Here is a 23415-nt window from a genome sequence, read left to right as displayed (position 1 = left end):
CGGATTGCGGCGCTTCAAAAGCTTGCCGTCTTGCTCTACGCTCGTCTTGCAATCTTCCGGCAGCCGTTCCAGATGCGCTGCAGCACCGTATCGCCATACCCGCGGCCTACAGGGCGCTCCCAGTGTTCGTTTCAACGCGACGTTCGTGCTGCGATCTGTCGTAGGATCAACGGGGCGCAGCGGTAACCGAAGGACGACTGCCGAGGATGGACGATCAGGAAAAACCCGAGGCGGCCGAAGCCTACCGCGTGCTTGCGCGAAAATACCGGCCGACGAGCTTCGAGGACCTGATCGGTCAGGAGCCGATGGTGCGCACGCTCACCAACGCCTTCGAGACCGGCCGCATCGCCCAGGCCTGGATGCTCACCGGCGTGCGCGGCGTCGGCAAGACGACGACCGCCCGCATCCTCGCCCGCGCGCTGAACTACGAGACATCGGAGATCCACGAGCCGACGATCCACATGCGCACGCCGGGCATCCATGACCAGGCGATCATGGAAGGCCGGCATGTCGACGTGGTCGAGATGGACGCGGCCTCGCACACCGGCATCGACGACATCCGCGAGATCATTGCCCAGGTGCGCTACCGCCCGGTTTCGGCGCGCTACAAGGTCTACATCATCGACGAGGTCCACATGCTGTCGACGCAGGCCTTCAACGGCCTGTTGAAGACGCTGGAGGAGCCGCCGGAGCACGTGAAGTTCGTCTTCGCGACCACCGAGATCCGGAAAGTCCCGATCACCGTCCTGTCGCGCTGCCAGCGCTTCGATCTCCGCCGGGTCGACGCGGCGACGCTGATCGGCCATCTCGGCCGGATCGCCAAGGCCGAGAACGTCGAGGCCGAGGACGACGCGCTGCGGCTCATCGCCCGCGCCGCCGAGGGCTCGGTGCGCGATGCGCTGTCGCTGACCGACCAGGCGATCTCGCACGGCGCCGGCGCCATCGGGGCGGATACCGTGCGCGACATGCTGGGCCTTGCCGATCGCGGCCGGGTGATCGACCTGTTCGAGCATTTGATGCGCGGCGATGCGGCGGCGGCGCTCGGCGAGCTCAGGGCGCAGTACGATGCCGGCGCCGATCCCGTCGTGGTGCTGGCCGACCTTGCCGACTTCACCCATCTCGTGACCTCGCTGCGCTTCGTGCCGGATTCGGCCGACGACGCGACGCTGTCGCCGGCCGAATCCGGGCGCGGGCTGGAACTGTCGAAGACGCTGTCGGTGCGCACGCTCTCCCAGGTCTGGCAGATGCTCTTGAAGGCGATCGAGGAGGCGCGCGCCGCCACCTCGCCGCGCCAGGCGGCGGAAATGGCGATGATCCGCATCGCCTATGCCGCGGACCTTCCCTCGCCCGCCGACCTCGTGCGGCTGATCCAGACCGGTGCCGGCCTTCCCGCCGGCACGCCGCAGATCCCCGGCCCGCATGGAAACGGCGGCGAGGGCGGCGTTTCCCCCGGTGCAGCGCCGTCGACGCCGGCCGGCAGCGGCATGGCGCGAACGGGTGCGTCCGCCGTTTCGGCGCCGGTGATGGTCTCTCAGCCCGCGGCGCCGGTGATGGCGTCGCCGCCGCGGCTGATGCTGGCAGCGCAAGGCCAGCGTCCCGCAGCGCAGCCGGCCCCGCAGCCGATGGAAGCGATGCCGGACATCCGCAGCATGCAGGATCTCGTCGCACTGTCTGAAAAGCACCGCGACTCGCTGATGAAGGTGTCGCTGACGCGCTACATCCGGCCGGTGAAGATCGAGCCGGGGCGGATGGAAATCTCGCTGACCGACGGCGCGCCGCGCTCGCTGCCGGGCGATCTGCAGCGGCGCCTGCTCGACTGGACCGGCAAGCGCTGGGTGGTCACCATCTCCAACGAGGCCGGCGCGCCGACCATTGCCGAGGCTGCCGAAGCACGCCACACGGCGCTCGTCACCGACGCGATCGCCGATCCGGAGGTCGCCGCCATCCTGCAGCAGTTCCCCGGCGCCAAGGTGATCGACGTCCGGCTGCGCGGCGACGCCGCGGCCGAGGCGGAGGCGGTCGAGACCCTCTATCCTGGCAGCGCCGGCAGTGCCGACTTCACCCCCGAGCCGCCGCTCGAATCCGACGACGACGACGATTTCTGAGGAGAATAGACGTGAAAGACATCCTGGGCATGATGAAGCAGGCGAAGGCCATGCAGGAGAAGATGCAGGACCTGCAGCAGGAGATCGCCGACATCTCCGCCACCGGCCAGTCCGGCGGCGGCCTCGTCACGGTCCGGCTGAACGGCCGCACCGAGATGGTGCAGCTCACCATCGATCCCTCGCTGATGAAGGAAGACGAGAAAGACATCCTCGAGGACCTCATCGTCGCCGCGCATGCCGACGCCAAGGCCAAGCTCGAAGTGGTGATCCAGGAAAAGACCCAGGCGCTCACCGCCGGCCTGCAACTGCCGGGCGGGATGAAGCTGCCGTTCTAGGCGGGTTTGGCGAGGGCTGGCGTGACGGTGGCGGTTGAGGGCGCGGCGTTGACACTTCGCCGTTTAGGCCCAGGCTAGGGAACGTTGATAGGGCCTGGCGAAACCTCAACGCTTCGTCATCCCGGACTTGATCTCTGCGAAACCGAAGGTTTCGATGGGATCCATTCCTCTCCGCCGCGCCGGACGGTCCGGATCAGAACGACGGGAATGTCAACCGGACCGTTGATGTTCAGCGTAGAGGAATGGATCCCGGGTCAAGCCCGGGATGACGATTCTGAAGGGGTTGCGTCCCATCTCCACCGCCGCAAGGCAGCGCCCGCGCGATCAGCCCGAATTGCCATTTCTCACAACCTTGGCCCTACCGGTCGAGCCACACCCACCTCTCACCTCCACTGCGATTGATCGACCATGGCAAAACCCATCGCCGGCCCCGAGATCGAGCGGCTGATCCAGTTGCTCGCAAAACTCCCGGGGCTCGGGCCGCGGTCGGCGCGGCGTGCGACGCTGCATCTCGTCAAGCGCAAGGAGCAGCTGCTCGGCCCCCTGGCGCAGGCGATGAACCAGGCGCTGGAGCGGGTGCTGGTCTGCTCGGTCTGCGGTAACATCGACACGCAGGACCCCTGCACCATCTGCCGCGACCAAGCCCGCGACCAGTCGCTGGTGGTGGTGGTCGAGGACGTCTCCGACCTCTGGGCGCTGGAGCGGGCGAAGGCGCTGAATGCCGGCTATCACGTACTCGGCGGCGTGCTGTCGCCGCTCGACGGCGTCGGGCCGGAAGACCTCACCATCCCGCAGCTGGTCGAGCGCATCGCCAAGGGCGCGGTGCGCGAGGTGATTATCGCGGTCAACGCCACCGTCGAGGGCCAGACCACGGCGCACTACATCACCGACCAGCTCGCCGGCTTCGACGTCAAGATCACCCGCCTCGCACACGGCGTGCCGGTCGGCGGTGAGCTCGACTATCTCGACGAGGGCACGCTGTCGGCCGCGATGCGGGCGCGGACGGCCTTTTGAGACGGCAACGGCCCGGCTGACGGGCGAGGAGATGGAAATGACGCCGACAAGCCTTGCCGCCTATTGCCTGGCGCTCGCCATCGCCGCGGCCATTCCGGGCCCCGGGGTCGTCGCGCTCGTCGCCCGCTCGCTCGGCTCGGGCTTTCGGCACGGCCTCGCCTTCCTGGGTGGCCTGGTGCTCGGCGATCTCGCTTATCTCGCCGCCGCCTGCTTCGGCCTTGCCATCGTCGCCGAAGCCTTCGGGGAGGTCTTCACCATCATCCGCTATCTCGCGGCCGCCTATCTCGCCTATCTCGCCGTCGTCCTCTGGCGCTCGGCGGGCGAGATGGGGCGGATCGAGGCTATGGCGTCGGAGCGGATGTCGAAGAGCTTTCTTGCCGGCTTCGTCGTCACGCTGTCGAACCCGAAGACCATCTTCTTCTACCTGGCACTGCTGCCGACGCTGCTTGACCTCTCGCGGATCGGCCTCCGCGACTTCGCGGTGCTGGTGCCCGCGACCGCCCTGGTGCTCGTCGTCGTCCTGACGCCGTATGCCGCCCTGGCTTGGCGCGCCCGGGCCGCGCTGCGCCGGCCGGAAATGCTGGCGCGGCTCAACCGCTCGGCCGCCGCGATCCTTGCCGGGGCCGCCGTCTGGACCGTGATGCGAAGGGTTTGATGACATGAGAGCGAAGATGACCGCGCGCTTTGCCGCCGTGGCCTTGCTGTTGCTGGCGCCTGTCGCCGCGTCGGCGCAAGGAACTTCGGTCGAAAAGGGTTTCCAGACCTTCCTCGAGAAGGACATCTGGCCGGCTGCGAAAGTCCGCGGCGTTTCCCGCGCCGTCTTCGACGCCGCCTTCAAGGGCGTCACGCCGAACCTCAAGCTGCCGGACCTGCAGCTGCCGGGCGATACGGCGAAGGTCGAGGAGAAGAACCGGCAAGCGGAGTTCCAGAGCCCGTCGGCCTATTTCGACGAGAAGAGCATTTCAGGCGTCGCCGCCAAGGGCCGGGTGCTGGCGAAGACCCATGCGGCGGTGCTGGCGCGCATCGAGAAGCGCACCGGCGTGCCGGCCGCCGTGATCCTCGCCATCTGGGGCCGGGAATCCGGCTATGGCGCGGCGAAGATCCCCTACAACGCCTTCGAGGTGCTGGCGACGAAGGCCTATCTCTCCCGCCGCAAGGAGATGTTCCGCACCGAGCTCCTCTCGGCGCTCGACATCGTCGCGGACGGCCATCTCACCGTCGCCGACATGCGCTCTTCCTGGGCCGGGGCGCTGGGGCAGCCGCAGTTCATGCCGTCGAAGTTCATGGCCTATGCCGTCGACCAGGATGGCGACGGGCGTCGCGACATCTGGAAGTCGGTGCCCGACACGCTGGCCTCGATCGGCAACTATCTGCAGCAGTCCGGCTGGGTCGCCGGTCGCGACTGGGGATACGAGGCGAGCGTGCCCGCGGGCGTTTCCTGCACGCTGGAGGGACCGGACCAGGGCCGGCCGATCGCCGACTTCACCAAGGGCGGTGTCACGCGGATCTCCGGCAAGGCGTTCGCGCCCAGCGAAGCGCGGGCGACGGGGCATCTGATGATGCCGGCCGGCCGGCTCGGCCCGGCCTTCATCGCGACGCCGAATTTCTACGTCATCAAGACCTACAACAACTCCGACCTCTACGCCCTCTACATCAGCCAGGTCGCCGATCGCATCCGGGGCGGCGGCGCGTTCGAGGGCCGGTGGACGCGTGTCGAGGGCATGACCCGCGGCGACGTCGCGCGGCTGCAGGAGCGGCTGGTTTCCAAGGGCTACGACGTCGGCGGCGCGGACGGCCTGCCTGGCTTCAAGACGCGGCGGGTGATCGGCACGGTGGAGAAGAAGCTCGGGCTTCCCGAGACCTGCTGGCCGAGCAAAGCGCTGGCGGCGAAGCTTTAGAAGCTAGCTGATCTCCCCCCTTGAGGGGGAGATGTCCGGCAGGACAGAGGGGGGGCATAGGGCGCCGAGGTTTGAAGTTCTGCAGTTCAAGGGCAACGGCCAGCGTCGCGCTTTAGCAATCCTATCCAGCGTAACTGGGCAGCAGCTTGCCCCCCTCTGCCTGCCGGCATCTCCCCCTCAAGGGGGGAGATCGACAATTGCTTCACTCCGCGATCTGTCTCGCCACCAGCGGCTCGGCCTCGCCGAGTTCCACCAGCGCGATCTTCTCGCCGCGCTTCATGAGCTTCTCGGTCGAGACGAGGATCTGGTCGACGTCCCGCCCGGTCTGGGTGAAGTGCGTGCGGAGCGCGGCGACGCGGGCGTCGAGGCGGCTGAGGTCGTCGGTGAGGAGGCGTACTTCCTTCTGGATCAGGCCGGCTTCCTGGCGCATCCGGGCATCGCGCAGGATCGCCTGCACCACCTGGATCGACAGCATCAGCAGCGAGGGCGAGACGATCACCACCCGCGCCCGGTGCGCCTTCTGGACGATGTCGGGAAAATGCTCGTGCAGTTCGCCGAAAATCGACTCCGAGGGCACGAACAGGAAGGCGGTGTCCTGCGTTTCGCCGGGGATCAGGTACTTCTCCGAGATCGCCTTCACGTGCACGTCCATGTCGCGGCGCAGGCGCTGGGCCGAGAACAGGCGGTGCGCCTCGTCTTCCGCCTCGCGAAAGGCCGACCAGGCTTCCATTGGAAACTTCGCGTCGATGGCGAGCGAGGGCGCGCCGTTCGGCATCGAGATCAGGCAGTCCGGCCGCTTGCCGTTGGACAGCGTCGCCTGGAAGGTGAAGGCGCCGAGCGGCAGGCCGTCGGCGACGATCGCCTCCATCCGCCCCTGGCCGAAGGCGCCGCGGGTCTGCTTGTTGCTGAGGATGTCCTGCAGCCGCACCACCTCCCCGGCAAGGTCCGAGATCCGCCCTTGCGCCCGGTCGATCATCGCCAGCCGCTCGGCCAGCGCCGAGAGGCTCTCCTTGGTCTCCTTGGTGGTGTCGAGGATCGACTGGCCGACCCGGTTCGACATGCCGTCGAGCCTTTCTGCGAGGGTTCGCGCCATGTCGGCCTGCCGCTCGCCGAAGATCTCCGCCATGGTCTGCATCCGCCCGGTGACCTCGGCCTGCGAGCGCAGGATGGAGTCGAGCCGGTCGGAGGAATCAAGCGACAAGGCCTCCATCTCGCGCCGCAGCTGGCTGCGGCCGGCAAGGAGCATCAGGACGGCGAGCGACAGGACGAGGCAGAGCCCGGCAAGCGACGCCGTGCCGACGCCGACCACATGGCCGGACAGGACGAGCAGCGGTGCATCGAAGGCGTCGAGGACGGAGGTCATGCCTCAGCTGTAGCGCGGAAGGCGCGGATTGAGAAGATCAAAACAAGAACGCACTGGCCGGAAGGCAAGCGGCGGGGCGTTGCGGCCCGGTGCCTGCGGCGCGCCGGATTGACCGTAACGCCGGCAGGCATTACGTCAGCGCGATGACGATCAAGCCCCTCATCATCCTGCCCGATCCGGTCCTGCGCCAGGTCTCCCGCCCGGTCGAGACCGTCGATGCCGCGCTGCGCGCGCTCGCCGACGACATGCTGGAGACGATGTACGATGCGCCCGGCATCGGCCTCGCCGCGATCCAGATCGGCGAGCCCTTGCGCATGCTGACCATCGATCTGTCCGGCGAGGACGAGGAAAAAGCGCCGCGGGTGTTCCTGAATCCCGAGATCCTGTCCTCGTCAGACGAGCGGTCGACCTACGAGGAAGGCTGCCTGTCGATCCCCGAATACTATGCCGAGGTCGAGCGGCCGGCGACGGTCGTGGTTCGCTATCTCGGCCTCGACGGCAAGCTGCACGAGGAGGAGGCGAGCGGCCTTCTTGCAACATGCTTGCAGCACGAACTCGACCACCTCAACGGCGTGCTGTTCATCGACCACATCTCCAAGCTGAAGCGCGAGATGGTGGTGAAGAAGTTTACGAAGTTGGCGCGGCGGGGGTAGCGTTCCCTCGGGATGACGAGCCTTTGAGGCCTGCGCGGCACCAGCGCCACCAGTTCACCCGTCGTCGACAAACCCGGAGACCACCCCATCATGCCGCTGACTGTCGTCTTCATGGGCACGCCGGTCTTTTCGGTGCCGACGCTCACCGCCCTGTCGGACGCCGGGCATCGGATTGCCGCCGTCTACACTCAGCCGCCGCGTGCCGCCGGGCGCCGGGGGCTGACGCTGACGCCGTCGCCGGTGCAGGTCGAGGCCGAGCGGCTGGGGCTGCCGGTGCGATCGCCGCTGTCGCTGAAGGATCCGGCGGAGATCGCCGCGCTGAAGGACCTGAACGCCGACATCGCGGTCGTCGTCGCCTACGGCCTGCTGCTGCCGCAGGCGGCGCTCGACGCTCCGAAGCGTGGCTGCCTCAACGGCCACGCCTCGCTGCTGCCGCGCTGGCGCGGGGCCGCGCCGATCCAGCGGGCGATCGAGGCGGGCGACCGGGCGACCGGCATGATGGTGATGCGGATGGAGGCTGGGCTCGATACCGGCCCGGTGGCGATCACCGAGGAGATCACGATCGGCGACACCGAGACCGCGGGCGAGCTGCACGACCGGTTGTCGGCGGTGTCGGCCGCGGCGATGGTCGAGGCGCTGGCAAGGCTCGAGGCGGGCACGCTGAGCTTCGAGGACCAGGATGCGATGGCCGAGCGTACCGGCCGGCAGATGGTCTACGCCCGCAAGATCGACAAGGCCGAGGCGGAGCTCGACTTCACCGCGGGCGCCGAGGCCGTCGCGCAGAAGATCAACGCCTTCTCGCCGTTCCCCGGCGCCTGGACCTTGCTCGACTTCGGCGCCGGCCCTGAGCGGGTGAAGTTTCTGCGCGCGGCGTTCGAGGCCGGACGGGACGGTGCGGCGTCGGGCGATGTGCTGGACGACCGCCTGCTGATCGCTTCCGCAAACGGCGGCGCCGTGCGCGTGCTCGAGCTGCAGCGCGCCGGCGGCAAGCCGATGCGGGCTGCCGATCTCCTGCGCGGCACGCCGCTGCCGGCCGGCGGCCGGGCCGGCTGATGCCCCGCTACAAGCTGACCATCGAGTATGACGGCACGCGCTATGTCGGCTGGCAGCGGCAGAAGAACGGCTATTCCGTGCAGGAGGCGATCGAGACGGCGCTGGCCGGCTTCATCGGCGAGCCGGTGACGATCTTCGGCGCCGGGCGGACCGATGCCGGCGTGCATGCGTCCGGCCAGGTGGCGCATGTCGATTTCGCCAAGGAGTGGGAGACCGACACCGTCCGCGACGCGATGAACGCGTTCCTCCGCCAGGAGAGCGTCTCGATCCTCGCCGTGGACAGCGTGCCCGATGGTTTCGACGCCCGCTTCTCGGCCCGAAAGCGGCATTACCTCTACCGCATCTTCAACCGTCGTCCGCCGCCGGCGCTGCTCGCCGGACAGGTCTGGTGGGTCTGGAAGCCGCTCGACGTCGCCGCGATGGACAAGGCTGCCAAGCTGCTCCTCGGCACGCACGACTTTACCACCTTCCGCTCCACCCATTGCCAGGCGAAGAACCCGGTCCGCACGCTCGACCGGCTCGACGTGGTCCAGGGGCCGGGCCACGAGGTGCACATCCACGCCTCGGCACAGTCGTTCCTGCACAACCAGATCCGCTCGCTCGCCGGCTCGCTGAAGCTCATCGGCGAGCACCGCTGGACTGGCGACGACCTCGTCGCGGCGCTGGAATCGCTGGACCGCAAGCGTTGCGGCCCGGTCGCCCCGCCGGACGGCCTCTACCTCACCCAGGTCGATTATCCCTGACGTTCCCGCCTGCGGGAACGGCACCCTGACGTTCCCGCCTGCGGGAACGGCACCCTGACGCTCCCGCCTGCGGGAGCGGCGCCTGACGTTCCCGTTTGCGGGAGCGGCACCTGACGTTCCCGTTTGCGGGAGCGGCACCCTGACGTTCCCGCTTCCAAGCTTTGGCGAAGATCACGCCGGTCACGCGCGCGCCCTTGCAAAAAGGCCGTGCCTGCCATGCGTTTTCGCCGGCTAGGCACTCCGTCGTCACCCCGCTATCGCTAAGGCTTGCTTCTATATGGCGCCGTCCGATCGCGTCGGACCCGTCCCCGCCTGATTGGCGGGCCGCCGCGTGACGAGGCTCCGGAGACCGCCCGTGACCCATATCGCCCTCGACGAGAACGCTCCCCTTCGCCACGCCGGCGACGGGGTGCCGCAGGTGTCGCGCCGCGCCGGAGCGCTGACTGAACTTGCGCTCGCGACCGGCAGCTTCGCCATCGGCACCGGCGAGTTCGCGATCATGGGGCTGTTGCCGAACGTCGCCGACGGCCTGGCGATCTCGACGCCTGAGGCGGGGCACATCATCAGCGCCTATGCGCTTGGCGTGGTCATCGGCGCGCCGGTTATCGCCGTGGCCGCCGCCAAGCTCAGCCGGCGCTTCCTGCTCTTGTCGCTGGTGGTGATCTTCGCGCTGGCCAACCTCGCCAGCGCGCTGGCGCCGACCTATGGCTCGCTGCTGGTCTTCCGCTTCCTGTCGGGCATGCCGCACGGCGCCTATTTCGGCGTCGCCGCGCTCGTTGCGGCGTCGATGGTGCCGCACCACAAGCGGACCCAGGCGGTCGGCCGGGTGATGCTCGGCCTGACGGTCGCCACGCTGATCGGTACGCCGCTCACCACCTATGTCGGCCAGGTGTTCGGCTGGCGCTCGCTGTTCGCCATCGTCGGCGCCATTGCCGTCCTCACCTTTGTACTGGTCTGGACGCTGGTGCCGCAGGACAAGGTCAAGGAAGGCGCGAGCCCGATGCGCGAGCTCGGCGCGTTTCGGCGCAGCCAGGTCTGGTACACGCTCGGCATCGCCGCCATCGGTTTCGGCGGCATGTTCTCGGTGTTCAGCTACATCGCCGACACCGCCATGCAGGTCGCCGGCATGGACGCGTCGAGCGTGCCGATCATCATGGTGTTGTTCGGTGCCGGCATGGTCGTCGGCAACATCGTCGGCGCCTGGCTGGCGGACCGCTCGCTGATGGGCACGATTGGCGGCATGCTGGTGGTCGACACCGTGGTCCTCATCGTCTTCGCGCTCACCGCCGCGAGCCCGGTCATGCTGTCGATCTGCGTCTTCCTGATCGGCTGCGGCGTCGCCGTCGGGCCGGCGCTGCAAACCCGGCTGATGGATGTCGCGGGCGACGCGCAGACGCTGGCCGCCGCCCTCAACCACTCCGCCTTCAACGTCGCCAACGGCCTTGGCGCCTGGCTCGGCGGCCTTGCGATCGCGAGAGGCTACGGCCTTGCCGCGACCGGCTGGGTCGGCGCGGTGCTGGCGATCGGCGGCTTCCTCATCTTCCTCACGGCACTGGCGAGCGAGCGACGCGCCGGCGCACGGCAAACGCCTGCCGCCTGATCAGATGAGCGCGACGCCGGTCACGTCCATCACCGCGCCATAGGCGAGGAGCGAGGTGACGATCATCAAGGCCACGACGGCGATCGCGGCCGGCAGGTCGCGGCCGATCGCCGACGCCGCAAGCCGGATGGTGAGGACGATGGAGCCGAGGCCGACGGCGTAACCGATGCCGTCCATCACCGGGTTCGGGCCGGTGGCGTAGAGCAGCAGCCAGTAGGGCGCGAACAGCCAGGCGAGCAGCGCGCCGCCCCAGTTGGTGGCGACCACCAGCGGCACGATCTTGCGGCGGAAGCCGATCGACGTCGCCAGCACCATCAGCACCAGCACCGGCAGGATCCAGGCGAGTGCATCGGCCAGGGCGTGCGCCGCGTAGATCATCAGCGGCCCGGCATCGGTCACATGCCCCGCGCGCTCGCTGTTCTCGTACTCGATCCAGGACAGTACCAGCGGCGGGGCCGAGACGATCATCGCGAAGAACGATGTCCAGAAACCGTCGGCGGAGAGATCGAGCCGCCGCAACCCCTCCGGGTTTCCCGCCATCAGCTGCGCCGAGCCGGCGAAATACTGCAGCACCTCACCGACGGTCGGCGTCGTCTCGGGGGTCGGCGGGGAGCCTGCTGGAAAGGAAGACGTCATGGTATCCGTCAGCGAAGCGAGAGAAGCATCCGCTCCATTGGCCATGCCGGCGGTCGTCTCGACAAGCCCCCTCGCGTGGCCGTTGCGGCGATCGGGAGCAGCCGGGCAGAATGGCTTTTCCACAGGCAAGGAATTTCGCGCCAAGCCTCGCGCCATGTTTGGCGGCAATAGTTGCCAAAAGGTTGCAGTCCGGTGCACAACGTGATCGGCGCCCTGCTGGGGCCGCTTCCTGCCTTCTCGCTGCCATGTTTGGCATCGATCTGAATTCATGAACGATCTTTAACGTTCTCGGAGAACAGCATGCGATCAGCAACGAAAATGCTTCGGCGGTCCGTCACCCCTGCCAGCTTTCGTCCGATCGCCCTGATCGCCCTCTCCGCCCCGTTCTTCCTCACGGCCTGCGTCTCCAACCAGGCGGGCACCAAGACCAGCTCGCTCGAGCCAAAAAACCAGACGGGCACGCCGAGCGTCGATGCCTATGGCTACGCGCCGGTGCGGATCGCCGCGTTCAGCGATGGCAGCCGCATTGCCCAGCCCTCGCAGAAGCCCGACGCCGCCAAGCTCGCCGCCGCCCCGCCGGCACCAGCGCCGGCGCCCGTCGCCACAACCTCTGCCGCAGGCAAGACAGCGCGGCTTTCCGCTGCAACGCCGGCAGCGCCTGCCGCGGTCGAGCCGGCTCTCGAAGTGGCGGCCCTGCAGGCCGACGTCGCTGAGCGCAAGGCGACGACGCTGGCGCCCGAGATCCTCGTCATCGCGCCGGACGATCTCGTGGCACGCTCTGGCGTGGTGGCAGCGCAGAAGCGCCCGTCGGCGCTCGACAACGTCGCCGCCGTCGCCACGGCATTGAACCCGGTGAACGCCGTGCCGGCGACCGTCGCCGCCGTCGCCGATACTGCCGTCGCGGTGAAGATCGCCGCCGTCGAGACCGGCGCCAAGGCCTACAACGTCGTCACCGAGCGCTTCGGCGACACGTTCGGCGGCAAGGACACCATCACCGGCAGCGCGTCGATCGACAAGATGATCGAGCGGGCTGCGGCCGACAATGACATCCCGAGCGAGCTCGCCTATGCGGTCGTGCGGGTGGAAAGCCATTACAATCCGAAGGCGCGGGGCAGTGGCGTCTACGGCCTGTCGCAGATCCAGCCGTCGACCGCCCGTAGCCTCGGCTTCTCCGGCCAGGCCTCCGATCTCTACGATCCCGAGACCAACCTGCGCTACGGCATGAAGTATCTCGCCGGCGCCTGGAAGCAGAGCGGCCACGACGTCTGCGGCGCGGCGATGAAGTACAAGGGCGGCCACCGCACCACCGTGATGAGCCGTTCGGCCGCCGCCTATTGCGCCAACGTCAAGCGCCATATGGCCGCCATCGAGCGCCGCCGCGGCCCGGTCAATGCCGGAACGCTGGTCGCCGCCAACGAGCGCCAGCGCCAGGTCGACATCGCGTCGAACCCGGCGACGATCCGCGCCCGTGCTGCGATCGCCTCGGTCCGCAAGGGCACTGTCGCACCGGCCGGGACGGCGCCGGTCGCCATCATCGCCAGCACGGTACCCGCGGCGCCCGCCAGCCCTGGTGCGATCGCGCCGCTGCCGGGTGTTCGCCAGGGCATCGCGCCCGTCGCTGTCGCCAGCGAAGGCGGCCGTGGCGGTCGCATTCTCACCTCGGCCAAGCCGATGGCCGCCTCGCTCGCCTTCGACGAGTAGGCTCTCCTTCGATATTACGCCGACGCCGTCCGGGTCCTGCCCGCGACGGCGTCGTCGTTTTAGGGGAGATCAGCTGCGCAGCAGCTCGTTGATCGAGGTCTTCGAGCGCGTGCGCTCGTCGACGCGCTTGACGATCACGGCGCAGTAGAGGCCAGGGCCAGGCGTGCCGTCCGGGAAAGGCTTGCCGGGAAGGGTGCCGGACACCACCACCGAATAGGCCGGCACCTCGCCATAGCTGATCGCGCCGGTCGCGCGGTCGACGATGCGGGTGGACTGGCCGATGTAGACGCCCATGCCGAGCACCGAGCCCTCGCGCACGATGCAGCCCTCGACCACTTCCGAGCGGGCACCGATGAAGCAGTTGTCCTCTATGATCGTCGGGCCGGCCTGCATGGGCTCCAGCACGCCGCCGATGCCGACGCCGCCGGAGAGATGGACGTTCTTGCCGATCTGTGCGCAGGAGCCGACGCTCGCCCAGGTGTCGACCATGGTGCCGGTGTCGACATAAGCGCCGAGGTTGACGAAGGACGGCATCAGGATGACGTCGCGGGCGATATAGGCCGAGCGGCGGGCGATGGCGCCGGGCACCGCGCGGAAACCCGCCTGCCGGAACTCGGCATCGCCCCAGCCCGCCCACTTCGCCGGCACCTTGTCGAACCAGTGGGCACCGTCGGGGCCGCCGGAGACGGTCGACATCGGGTTCAGCCGGAACGACAGCAGCACCGCCTTCTTCAGCCACTGGTGCGTCGTCCAGGCGCCGTCCGCGCCGCGCGAGGCGACACGGGCCTCGCCGCTGTCGAGGAGGTTCAGCGCGGTTTCGACGGCGTCGCGGACCTCGCCCTTGGTGTCGGTCGAGACCGTATCGCGGGCCTCGAAGGCGGCTTCGATCGTCTGGGCCAGGGAATCATGGGTGGTCATCGGGCAGCTCTCCGGGTCGGACAATCGTTTTATCCTGCCGTCTTCGTCTAGTAGAAGGTCCCGAATCGGTCAATCGACGGCGGGCCTCGGGCCCTGGCGACCAGCGACAAGGCGATGCGCATGACGGAAGACGACACGGCCAAGGGCACCTGGGACCCGTTCCCGAGTTCGCATTCGGACAAGCAGGAACTCGCCGCCAAGCCCGATACGCCGCAGACGCGATCGCCGAGCTACCGCCTCGCCTATGCCGACGAGGATTTCCTGACCAGCGCGGCGATGCGCGGGGTCCGCCTGCAGCTCGAACTGGTGAAGACCGAGATGGCGCTGGTCGAGGCCGGGATCCTCTCGACCGTGGTGCTGTTCGGCGGCGCCCGCATCCCCGAGCCCGGCAAGGCCGCCTGGGCCGCGCGCAACCCGGCCCAGAAGGCGCGACTTGAAGCCAATTCGCGCTTCTACGCCGAGGCCCGGCGCTTTGCCGGGCTCTGTTCGCAGCACTCGGCCGATGCCTCCGGCAGCAAGGAGTTCGTCGTCGTCACCGGCGGCGGGCCAGGCGTGATGGAGGCCGGCAACCGCGGGGCCGGCGATGTCGGCGCGGTGTCGATCGCGCTGAACATCGTCCTGCCGCACGAGCAGGCGCCCAACCTTTATGCGACGCCGGAGCTCTGCTTCAACTTCCACTACTTCGCCATCCGCAAGATGCACTTCCTGCTGCGCGCCAAGGCGATGGCGATCTTCCCCGGCGGGTTCGGCACGCTCGACGAACTGTTCGAGGCGCTGACGCTGATCCAAACGCGGCGGATGCAGCGCATCCCCGTGGTGCTGTTCGGTTCGGAGTTCTGGCGGAAAGTGCTGAACCTCGATGCGCTCGCCGAGGAAGGTGTCATCGCGCCCGAGGACGTCGACCTCATCACCTTCGTCGACACCGCCGAGGAGGGCTGGGCGGTGATCCGGCAGTTCTACGGCTTCTAGCCCCTCCCCATGCGGCAGGAACCCGCCCGTGGACGGGGCGTTGAGAATCAAGGTTCGCATGGGCGAGCAAAGGAGATGAGCGTGGGCGACGGCGAAGATACCGATTCCGAAATGATGCGGATCCAGCAGGGCAAGGATGCCCCCGCGGCGATCGCTCCGGATGAGACCCATGCCCAGCCAGAGCGCGCCGACAGCGATCCGGAAAGCGCGGCAGGACGCGGTTCGGCGAAGGCCGGTGCGGCCCGCTATCCGCAGAACCAGCAGGACAAGGTCCTCTCCGACAACCAGCGGTCCGACTATTCCGCCGAGGCCGAGGTGCTGGAGAAAGGCGATCGTCCGGACAAGCCGCCGCTCGCCAGCGCCGGACGCTCGCTGCTCGGACGCTGACGCCGCAGACTGTTACCGCTGGCCGCGCCAACGCCACAGCGGCGCTGAGGCATGGCTGCGCCTGTGCTCAACGGATGGAGCGCAGGAAGCCGGTGAGATCTTCGGTGATGAAGTCGATGTGCTCGCCGTCGCGGCCCTCGTGCTCCCAGACGTCGCCGAGAACTTCCTCGAGGTTCGGAGGGACGATGAGCACGGTGCGCATGCCCAGGCGTTTGGGCACTTCGAGGTTGCGGGCGAGATCCTCGAACATCACCGCCCGTTTGCCCTCGATCCCGAACAGGGCGACGAACTTGTCATAGGTCGCCTGTGCGGGCTTCGGGTTGAGGCCTGCCGCCACGATGTCGAAGATGTCCTCGAAATGGTCGAGAATGCCGAGCGCGCGGGCAGTGCGCTCGGCATGGCCGCGGTCGCCATTGGTGAAGATGAACTTGCGGCCCGGAAGCCGCTGGATCTCGACGCCGAGGTCGGGGTCGGCGGCAAGGCCCGAATAGTCGATGTCGTGAACGAATTCGAGGAAGGCGTCGGGATCGACGTCGTGGACGCTCATCAGCCCGCGCAGCGTCGTGCCGTGTTCGCGGTAGAAGTCCTTCTGCACGCGCCGCGCCTCTTCGGGCGGCAGCTTCAGGAAGTCGGCGACGAAACTCGTCATCCGCACGTCGATCTGGGCGAACAGGTTGGTGCGGCGCGGATAGAGCGTGTTGTCGAGGTCGAACACCCACTCGCTGACATCGGCGAAATCGGCGGGAACGGCGTCGGCGGTCTTTCGAATATCGGTCATCTGGCTCGGGGGGCTGGAGAGGATCCGGTCGCCGCGGGCGGGACCAAGGTGCTAAGGCGGTAGGATCGTCAACCGGAATGCCGCCATGCCTTTGTGGATACCCCTTACCATCGCCGCGGCCTTCCTGCAAAACGCCCGCTCGACGCTGCAGAAACAGCTCAACGGCGAGCTGAAGATCACCGGCGCCACTTTCGCGCGTTTCGGCTTCGGCTTCCCCTTCGCGCTGATCTACCTGTTGGCCTTGAACCATCTCGGAATGGCCTGGCCCCGCGCGACGTCCGACTTCTTCGTTGCGGTGGCGCTCGGAGGTCTCGCGCAGATCGGCGGGACGTTCTTCCTGGTCAGCCTGTTCTCGCTGCGCAATTTTATGGTCGGCACGGCCTATTCGAAGACCGAGCCGGTGCAGGCGGCGCTGTTCGGCCTGCTGATCCTCGGCGAGACGATTTCGCTTGCCGGGACTGCGGCGATCGTCGTCGGGGTGATCGGCGTCGGCTGCATCTCGCTCGCCGGACGGACCGCGGCGACGGGGGGCTGGCGCGGAGCCCTGTTCTCGCGGGCGGCGGGGATCGGCGTTCTCTCCGGCGCGCTGTTCGGCATCTCCGCCGTCGCGTTCCGCTGGGCGTCCCTCGCCCTCGACGGCGGCGAGGTGATGATCCGGGCCGCCTATGCGCTGGCCTTCGCGACGGCGTTCCAGACGGTCGCCATGCTCGCTTGGCTGGCGGTGCGCGACCCGGCGGAGCTCCGGGCGATCGGGCGGTCGTGGCGACCGTCGCTCGCCGTCGGGCTCGTCGGCGTCGCCGGCTCGATCGGCTGGTTCACCGCCATGGCGCTGCAGAAGGTCGCCTATGTCAGGGCGCTTGGCCAGATCGAGCTGGTTTTCACCTTCGCCTCGTCGGTCCTGCTGTTTCGCGAGCGGATCAGGCCGATGGAGTTCATCGGCTGCGTCCTGATCCTCGCGGCGATCCTGGCGCTTCTGTCCGGGACCGCCTGAGAGGCAGGGCCGTCGCCCGCCGTGGTCAGCTCCGGCTGACCTCGTTGCGGCCCGCCGCGGTTAGCTCGGCTGGCGCTCGAGATGGGCGTTCTTCGGCATGGCGAGGAGCGCCAGCGCCGTTAGCACCGCGGCGAGCGACATGTAGTAGCCGACCGAGGCGAGGCCGCCATGGTTGGTGGCGAGCGTCGTCGCGATGTAGGGGGCGAGCGAGGCGCCGACGATGCCGCCGAGGTTGAAGGTCAGAGACGCGCCGGTGTAGCGCACCGAGGTCGGGAACAGCTCCGACAGCGCGGTGCCGAGCGGGCCATAGGTGCAACCCATCAGCCAGAAGCCGATGATCGAGAAGGCGACGGCGCCATAGCCGGTGCCCGAGCCGAACAGCGGCGCGAACAGGAAGCCGAAGAGGAAGATGAAGACGGTCGTCACCATCAGCGTCGTCTGCCGGCCGTAGCGGTCGGCAAGCTTTGCCGAGAACGGGATGGCAAGGCCGAAGAACACGACGCCGAGCATCTGGATCGGCAGCAGCTGGTCGCGGGTGAAGCCGAGCTTGGTCGTGCCCCAGCTGAGCGTGAACACCGTCATGAGGTAGAACAGCACGAAGGTCGCGAGCGCGGCGAAGGTGCCGACGAGGAGCTCCTTCTTGTATTCGGTGAAGACGGTGAGGAAGGGCACGCGGACGCGCTCGTCCTTGTCGATGGCCTCCTGGAAGACCGGCGTCTCGGTGATCTGCAGACGGACATAGAGGCCGACGAAGACCAGCAGCGCGCTGGCGAGGAAGGGGATGCGCCAGCCGAAGGAGAAGAACTGCTCATCGGTGAGGACGTCGCTGAGGATCAGGAAGCTGCCGGTGGCGCAGATGAAGCCGATCGGCGCGCCGAGCTGCGGGAACATGCCGTACCAGGCGCGCTTGCCCTCCGGTGCGTTCTCGGTGGCAAGCAGCACCGCGCCGCCCCATTCGCCGCCAAGGCCGAGGCCCTGGCCGAGCCGGCAGAGCGCCAGCAGCAGCGGCGCGACGATGCCGACCGAGGCGTAGGTCGGCAGCAAGCCGATGGCGATGGTCGAGACGCCCATGGTCATCAGCGCTGCCACCAGCGTTGCTTTCCGCCCGATCCGGTCGCCGAAATGGCCGAACAGCGCCGCGCCGATCGGCCGGGCGAAGAAGGCGATGGCGAAGGTCGCGAAGGACTGCAGCATCGCCGTGGTCTGGTCACCGCCCGCAAAGAACAGTTTCGGGAACACGATCACCGCTGCCGTGGCATAGATGTAGAAGTCGAAGAACTCGATCGTCGTGCCGATGAGGCTGGCGAAGAGAACCCGGCCCGGCGAATTGCGGGGCGTGACGGCGGCGGCTGAGGACACGGGGCTTCTGCTTTCCAAATACGCATGACGGCGAACAGGTTGCAGCCGCAGTACCGCAGGTTACGTCACGCCACAAGCAGAATCCGTAACGCCGGGTACGGTTGTGCCTGTCATAGGTGGCTCGGTTAAATTCTGTCCCAGCCAGTTAAGCAGTCGGGATCGGGGCGCAACTTCAAGCGGTCGTCATCCTCGGCCGCAGGCCGGGGACCCATGCCTCTTCACCGACACCGCCGCTCCGCTGCAGGAACAGGCGTGTCACGTCCGCGGTCTAGCACGTCGTCCGCGCCTCGGCATGGGTCCCCGCGCTGCGCGCGAGGATGACGAATCTTGAAGCAATGGCGGCACTTTTCTCGGCAGAGATTGCCGGAGCAGGATCTATCGCAAAGCCCTGAGGGAAGCGGCCCATGACCAGTTTCGCGCTCTTCGACGCATCGAGATATTTGGCCGACGAAACGGCGATCGCCGAATATCTCGCCGCCGCCCTCAAGGACGATGATCCCGACCTGCTCATCGCCGTCCCCGGCGACGTCGCCAAGGCGCTCCAGCGCGAGGATGAAGAGCTTGAAGTGCAAGATCATGCCTGCGCTCGGCGTCAAGCTCACCGTCTCGGTCTGACGCCCTACGGAACGATCAGCGTCCCTGCGCCGTGCTCGGTCAGGAGTTCCAGCAGCACCGCGTGACGGGTCTTGCCGTTGAGGATGACGACGCCCTCGACGCCGCGCTCGAGCGACTGGATGCAGGTCTCGACCTTCGGGATCATGCCGGCGGTGATGGTGCCGTTGCGGATCAGCTGGCGGGCCTCGGAGACGGAGAGCTCCTTGATCAGCTGGCCTTGCTTGTCGAGGACGCCCGGCACGTCGGTGAGGAAGAGGAGGCGCGAGGCCTTCAGCGCGCCGGCGATGGCGCCGGCGAAGGTGTCGGCATTGATGTTGTAGGTGTGGCCGTCGCGGCCGGGCGCCACCGGCGCGATCACCGGGATCATTTCCGAGCGCGCGAGAAGGTCGAGGAGGGTGCGGTCGACCTCGACGGGCTCGCCGACGAAACCGAGATCCAGCACCCGTTCGATGTTGCTGTCGGGGTCGATCACGGTCTTCTTGGCCTTTTCGGCGAAGACCATGTTGCCGTCCTTGCCGCAGAGGCCGATCGCCCATTCGCCCTCGGCATTGATGAGGGCGACGATTTCCTTGTTGATCGAACCGGCGAGGACCATCTCGACGATCTCGACGGTGCGCTCGTCGGTGACGCGTAGGCCGTGCTCGAACTTCGACTCGATGCCCATCTTGGCGAGCATCGCGCCGATCTGCGGGCCGCCGCCATGGACGACGATCGGGTTGATGCCGGACTGCTTGAGCAGCGCGATGTCGCGGGCGAAAGCCTTGCCGAGCTCGGCATTGCCCATGGCATGGCCGCCGTATTTCACGACGACGGTCTTGTGCTCGTAGGCCTGCATGAACGGCAGGGCTTCGGCGAGGAGCGCCGCCTGCTTCTCGCCGTCGGGGGAATGGGCGTCCATGCCGGAGTCCTTCGAAAGAATGCCATGAGGGTCGGGCGACGCTTTAACGGCATTCGCGCACAGCGGCAATCGGCTGGATGCGGTCACCGACCGTGAACGGTGCCGGACCCGGCGCCATGTGCCGCCGCCGCCAACGCCGCGCCGAAATCGCCGGCAGGCTGCACGACGAGCCTGTCGAGCCCGAGCCAGCCCGCCATCCGCCAAAGCTCGGCATGAAGCGCCTCCGCGGTCGCTTGTGGCGCTTGTGGCTCGGCATGCGCGGACAGCACGACGAGCGTTCCGGCTTTGCGGTCGGCCTTCAGGTCGACGCGGGCGACCAGCCGGTCGCCGAGGAGGAAGGGGAGGACATAGTAGCCGTGAACGCGCTTCTCGGCCGGCACGTAGATCTCGATCCGGTAGCGGAAGCCGAACAGGCGCTCGGTGCGCGCCCGCTCGAACACCAGCGGATCGAAGGGCGAGAGCAGCGCGGCGGCGGTAATCGCCCGCGGACGCCGCGCCGCCGGATCGAGAAAGGCCGGTTGCCGCCAGCCCTCGACGCTGGCCGGCAGCAGTGCGCCGTCCTCCAGCATCTCGGCGAGGCGTGGCCGGACGTCCGCGGGCGCCAGGCGGAAATAGTCGGCAAGGTCCGCCGCGGTCGCAATGCCCAGCGCCTTCGCCGCGATCAGCAGGAGGGCGCTGTGCGCGGCCTCGCTGCCGGGCGTCGGCGCCGCGACGATGCCCGCCGGCAGCACGCGCTCCGGCAGGTCGTAAACCCGCTCGAAGCCGCGCCGCGTCGCGGTGGTGATGCGGCCGGACCAGAACAGGAATTCCAGCGCCCGCTTGGTATCGCTCCAGCCCCACCAGCCGCCGGCGCCCTTCGGCGCCGCGAAGTCGGACGACGAGAGGGCTCCCTCCGCCGCGATGCGCTGCAGAACCGCTTCGATCGCGGCCGGCTGCTCCCGGGCGAAGCTTGCCAGCCCGCCGTAGATGCCCTCTCCCGCGGCGGCGCGCTGCATCCGCCAGCGCAGCAGCGGCTGCGTCTCCAGCGGCAGCAGCGAGGCCTCGTGCGCCCAGTATTCGAAGAGTTTTCGCGGCTTTCCCCAGGCCGCCTGCTCCAGCGCTGCCCGGGGATAGTCACCGAGCCGCGAGAACAGCGGCATGTAGTGGGCGCGGGCGGAGACGCTGACCGAATCGATCTGCAGCAGCCCGAGCCGCCCGATCACCCGGTTCATCCGCCGCCAGTCGGCGGCCGTTTCCGGGCGCTTCTCGGCAAAGCCTTGCGCCGCCAGCGCGATCCGGCGGGCGAGCCTTGCCGGAAAATGCTCCGTCATGCCGCCTGTCCCCGCCCTTCGGCTGTGCTGCCCGTCGTCCATCGCGGCGGACCTTCGGGGAGGCGGTCCGCCGGGTCAAGCGTCGCCGGTCGCTACAGCCCGAGGGCCCGCCGGAGGTCGTCGAGCGCGGTGGCATCCTCGATCGTCGCCGGCATGTCGAAGGGCGTCCGGTCGACGATCTTCTTCATCGTCCCGCGCAGGATCTTGCCCGAGCGCGTCTTCGGCAGGCGGTCGACGACGACCACCTTGCGAAAGGCGGCGACCGGGCCGATGCGCTCGCGCACGAGGTCGACCAGCTCGGCCTCGACCACCGCATCGCCGAGACGGTTGGAGTTCTTGAGGACGACGAAGCCGCAGGGCACTTCGCCCTTCAGCGCGTCGTGCATGCCGATGACCGCGCATTCGGCGACGGCCGGGTGGCCCGAGACCGCTTCCTCCATCTCGCCGGTCGACAGGCGGTGGCCGGCGACGTTGATGACGTCGTCGGTGCGGCCCATGACGAAGAGGTAGCCGTCCGCGTCGAGCGAGCCGGCGTCCGCCGTCGAGTAGTAGCCGGGAAAGGTCTCGAGATAGCCGGCGCGGAACCGGTCGTCGGCATTCCAGAGCGTCGGCAGCGTGCCGGGCGGCAGCGGCAGCTTCAAGGCGATGGCGCCGAGGCCGCCGGGTGGCAGCGGCGTGCCGGCCTCGTCGAGGATGGCGATGGTGTAGCCCGGCATCGCGACGCCGGGGCTGCCATACTTCACCGGTAGGATCCCGAGGCCGACCGGGTTGCAGGCGATCGGCCAGCCGGTCTCGGTCTGCCACCAATGGTCGATCACCGGCACGCCCAGCGCCCGCTCGGCCCAGCGGATGGTCTCGGTGTCGGCACGCTCGCCGGCCAGGAACAGGGTGCGGAAGGCCGAGAGATCGTGACCGCGGGGCAAATCCCCCTCCGGGTCCTCCTTGCGGATCGCGCGGATAGCGGTCGGCGCGGTGAAGAGGGCCGTCACCTTGTGCTCCGCGATCACCCGCCAATAGGTCGCGGCATCCGGCGTGCCGACCGGCTTGCCCTCGAACAGCACGGCCGTGCAGCCCTTCAGGAGCGGACCATAAACGATGTAGGAATGGCCGACGACCCAGCCGACGTCGGACGCCGCCCACCAGACCTCGCCCGCCTCGACGCCGAACACCGCTTCCATCGACCAGTGCAGCGCGACCATATGGCCACCATTGTCGCGCACCACGCCCTTCGGCTGGCCGGTCGTGCCGGAGGTGTAGAGGACGTAGAGCGGATCGGTCGCCTTGAGGGCCGCGCAAGGCACCTCGCGCCCTTCCGCGATGCTGTCGAGCGCGGTGGCGCGCAGGCTCGCCCAGTCATGGTCGAAGCCCTCGACCATCTTTGCCGTCGACTGCGGGCGTTGCAGGATCACGGTTGCATCCGGCCGGTGCCGGGCCTTGGCGATGGCGGCGTCGAGCAGCGGCTTGTAGGGCACGATGCGGGCCGGCTCGATGCCACAGGACGCCGACAGGATCACTTTCGGCCGGGCGTCGTCGATCCGCGTCGCGAGTTCGGCCGCGGCAAAGCCCCCGAACACCACCGAGTGGACGGCGCCGATACGGGCGCAGGCGAGCATGGCGACCACCGTCTCCGTCACCATCGGCATGTAGATGATCACCCGGTCGCCCTTGATGACGCCGAGGTCCTCGAGGCTCGCCGCCAGCGCCTGCACTTCCAGCAGCAGCGCCGAATAGGAGAGTGTGCGCTGCGTGCCCGTCACCGCGCTATCGTGGATGATCGCCGCCCGGTCGCCGCGGCCGGAAAGGACATGCCGGTCCAGCGCGTTGAAGCAGGTGTTGCAGGTGGCATCGGGGAACCAGCGGCCGTAGACGCCCGCATCGGCGTCGAATGCCGTCGTCGGCGGATCGAACCAGTCGATCGCCTTCGCCTGCTCCATCCAGAACGCCGCCGGATCCTGCTGCCACTCGGCATAGACGGCGCGGTATCGGCTCTCCATGCGTTCCCTCCCGGATGGGGCGGCCTTTCGGTCGCAGATCACGCAGGTCTCCGCCCGCTGTCATCCCCGGTAGTCTAGGCCCGGGGCCACCGGAT

At 68.2% G+C, this 23415-nt stretch carries 22 protein-coding genes; 14 read left to right on the top strand and 8 right to left on the bottom strand.

Translation table 11 applies throughout. The features are described 5' to 3' along the window. The first annotated feature begins 206 nt into the window (after positions 1 to 206). The 5 genes from ACZL02_RS18195 (at position 207) to ACZL02_RS18175 (ending at position 5352) form a co-directional block, all read left to right on the top strand. Positions 207 to 2105 carry a DNA polymerase III subunit gamma/tau gene (locus ACZL02_RS18195; RefSeq protein WP_472940302.1) on the top strand — a complete coding sequence of 633 codons (1899 nt, stop codon included), beginning with the start codon at positions 207 to 209 and terminating at the stop codon, positions 2103 to 2105. Positions 2106 to 2116: 11 nt separating this feature from the next. Then, positions 2117 to 2440 carry a YbaB/EbfC family nucleoid-associated protein gene (locus ACZL02_RS18190; RefSeq protein ID WP_472940301.1) on the top strand — a complete coding sequence of 108 codons (324 nt, stop codon included), beginning with the start codon at positions 2117 to 2119 and terminating at the stop codon, positions 2438 to 2440. Between the two features lie 408 nt (positions 2441 to 2848). After that, entirely contained in the window at positions 2849 to 3454 is a 606-nt protein-coding gene (gene recR, locus ACZL02_RS18185; protein ID WP_472940300.1) for a recombination mediator RecR, read from the top strand. Between the two features lie 37 nt (positions 3455 to 3491). Continuing rightward, positions 3492 to 4109 carry a LysE family translocator gene (locus ACZL02_RS18180; RefSeq protein ID WP_472940298.1) on the top strand — a complete coding sequence of 206 codons (618 nt, stop codon included), beginning with the start codon at positions 3492 to 3494 and terminating at the stop codon, positions 4107 to 4109. Between the two features lie 16 nt (positions 4110 to 4125). Then, positions 4126 to 5352, top strand: coding sequence for a lytic murein transglycosylase (locus ACZL02_RS18175; protein WP_472940297.1), 1227 nt, complete (start codon positions 4126 to 4128; stop codon positions 5350 to 5352). 202 nt (positions 5353 to 5554) lie between these two features. On the opposite strand, the gene ACZL02_RS18170 is transcribed toward ACZL02_RS18175, so the two are convergent. Further along, on the bottom strand, positions 5555 to 6715 hold the full coding sequence (locus ACZL02_RS18170; protein ID WP_472940296.1) for a DNA recombination protein RmuC: 1161 nt from the start codon (positions 6713 to 6715) through the stop codon (positions 5555 to 5557). A gap of 143 nt (positions 6716 to 6858) precedes the next feature. Between ACZL02_RS18170 and def the strand changes: the two genes are divergently transcribed. The 4 genes from def to ACZL02_RS18150 all read left to right on the top strand — a co-directional run bounded on the left by def (position 6859) and on the right by ACZL02_RS18150 (position 10764). After that, on the top strand, positions 6859 to 7368 hold the full coding sequence (gene def / locus ACZL02_RS18165) for a peptide deformylase (RefSeq protein ID WP_472940295.1): 510 nt from the start codon (positions 6859 to 6861) through the stop codon (positions 7366 to 7368). Positions 7369 to 7458: 90 nt separating this feature from the next. Beyond that, positions 7459 to 8421, top strand: a complete 963-nt coding sequence (fmt, locus tag ACZL02_RS18160; protein WP_472940294.1) for a methionyl-tRNA formyltransferase — start codon at positions 7459 to 7461, stop codon at positions 8419 to 8421. Further along, positions 8421 to 9164, top strand: coding sequence for a tRNA pseudouridine(38-40) synthase TruA (gene truA / locus ACZL02_RS18155; protein WP_472940293.1), 744 nt, complete (start codon positions 8421 to 8423; stop codon positions 9162 to 9164). The genes fmt and truA overlap by 1 nt, the downstream gene beginning before the upstream one ends. A gap of 355 nt (positions 9165 to 9519) precedes the next feature. After that, positions 9520 to 10764: an MFS transporter gene (locus ACZL02_RS18150; protein ID WP_472940292.1), complete on the top strand. Its 1245-nt coding sequence runs from the start codon at positions 9520 to 9522 to the stop codon at positions 10762 to 10764. Here ACZL02_RS18150 and ACZL02_RS18145 read toward each other — a convergent pair whose 3' ends face one another. After that, positions 10765 to 11400, bottom strand: a complete 636-nt coding sequence (locus ACZL02_RS18145) for a hypothetical protein (protein ID WP_472940291.1) — start codon at positions 11398 to 11400, stop codon at positions 10765 to 10767. Between the two features lie 300 nt (positions 11401 to 11700). Between ACZL02_RS18145 and ACZL02_RS18140 the strand changes: the two genes are divergently transcribed. After that, positions 11701 to 13101 (top strand): lytic transglycosylase domain-containing protein, encoded by a 1401-nt coding sequence (locus ACZL02_RS18140; protein WP_472940290.1) that lies wholly within the window; start codon positions 11701 to 11703, stop codon positions 13099 to 13101. A gap of 69 nt (positions 13102 to 13170) precedes the next feature. On the opposite strand, the gene dapD is transcribed toward ACZL02_RS18140, so the two are convergent. Beyond that, positions 13171 to 14019: a 2,3,4,5-tetrahydropyridine-2,6-dicarboxylate N-succinyltransferase gene (dapD, locus tag ACZL02_RS18135; protein ID WP_472940289.1), complete on the bottom strand. Its 849-nt coding sequence runs from the start codon at positions 14017 to 14019 to the stop codon at positions 13171 to 13173. A gap of 114 nt (positions 14020 to 14133) precedes the next feature. Between dapD and ACZL02_RS18130 the strand changes: the two genes are divergently transcribed. Both ACZL02_RS18130 and ACZL02_RS18125 read left to right on the top strand, forming a co-directional pair. Then, positions 14134 to 14988: an LOG family protein gene (locus ACZL02_RS18130; RefSeq protein ID WP_472940288.1), complete on the top strand. Its 855-nt coding sequence runs from the start codon at positions 14134 to 14136 to the stop codon at positions 14986 to 14988. An 81-nt stretch (positions 14989 to 15069) separates the two neighbouring features. Next, entirely contained in the window at positions 15070 to 15375 is a 306-nt protein-coding gene (locus tag ACZL02_RS18125; RefSeq protein ID WP_472940287.1) for a hypothetical protein, read from the top strand. 67 nt (positions 15376 to 15442) lie between these two features. On the opposite strand, the gene ACZL02_RS18120 is transcribed toward ACZL02_RS18125, so the two are convergent. Continuing rightward, complete coding sequence (locus tag ACZL02_RS18120; protein WP_472940286.1) at positions 15443 to 16153, bottom strand: pyrimidine 5'-nucleotidase; 711 nt, start codon at positions 16151 to 16153, stop codon at positions 15443 to 15445. Between the two features lie 85 nt (positions 16154 to 16238). Here ACZL02_RS18120 and ACZL02_RS18115 point away from each other — a divergent pair, with 85 nt between their 5' ends. After that, on the top strand, positions 16239 to 17144 hold the full coding sequence (locus ACZL02_RS18115; protein ID WP_472940285.1) for an EamA family transporter: 906 nt from the start codon (positions 16239 to 16241) through the stop codon (positions 17142 to 17144). A gap of 60 nt (positions 17145 to 17204) precedes the next feature. Here ACZL02_RS18115 and ACZL02_RS18110 read toward each other — a convergent pair whose 3' ends face one another. Beyond that, on the bottom strand, positions 17205 to 18503 hold the full coding sequence (locus tag ACZL02_RS18110) for an MFS transporter (protein WP_472940284.1): 1299 nt from the start codon (positions 18501 to 18503) through the stop codon (positions 17205 to 17207). Positions 18504 to 18907: 404 nt separating this feature from the next. Between ACZL02_RS18110 and ACZL02_RS18105 the strand changes: the two genes are divergently transcribed. Then, a complete protein-coding gene (locus tag ACZL02_RS18105; protein ID WP_472940283.1) occupies positions 18908 to 19183 on the top strand; it encodes a helix-turn-helix domain-containing transcriptional regulator in 276 nt (91 codons plus the stop codon). Here the strand turns inward: ACZL02_RS18105 and argB are convergent. The 3 genes from argB to ACZL02_RS18090 form a co-directional block, all read right to left on the bottom strand. Continuing rightward, positions 19123 to 20016 (bottom strand): acetylglutamate kinase, encoded by an 894-nt coding sequence (gene argB / locus ACZL02_RS18100; protein ID WP_472932156.1) that lies wholly within the window; start codon positions 20014 to 20016, stop codon positions 19123 to 19125. The two genes, ACZL02_RS18105 and argB, sit on opposite strands and share 61 nt — an antisense overlap. A gap of 83 nt (positions 20017 to 20099) precedes the next feature. Continuing rightward, the gene (locus ACZL02_RS18095) at positions 20100 to 21326 is read right to left on the bottom strand and encodes a winged helix-turn-helix domain-containing protein (RefSeq protein WP_472940282.1); all 1227 of its coding nucleotides are present in this window, start codon (positions 21324 to 21326) and stop codon (positions 20100 to 20102) included. 92 nt (positions 21327 to 21418) lie between these two features. Beyond that, positions 21419 to 23320 (bottom strand): propionyl-CoA synthetase, encoded by a 1902-nt coding sequence (locus tag ACZL02_RS18090; protein WP_472940281.1) that lies wholly within the window; start codon positions 23318 to 23320, stop codon positions 21419 to 21421. Positions 23321 to 23415 lie beyond the last annotated feature (95 nt).

The organism is Mesocryomonas fontinalis (assembly GCF_055730125.2).
Note: the sequence above shows the minus strand (reverse complement) of the source record. Positions and strands in the feature narration are given on the sequence as shown.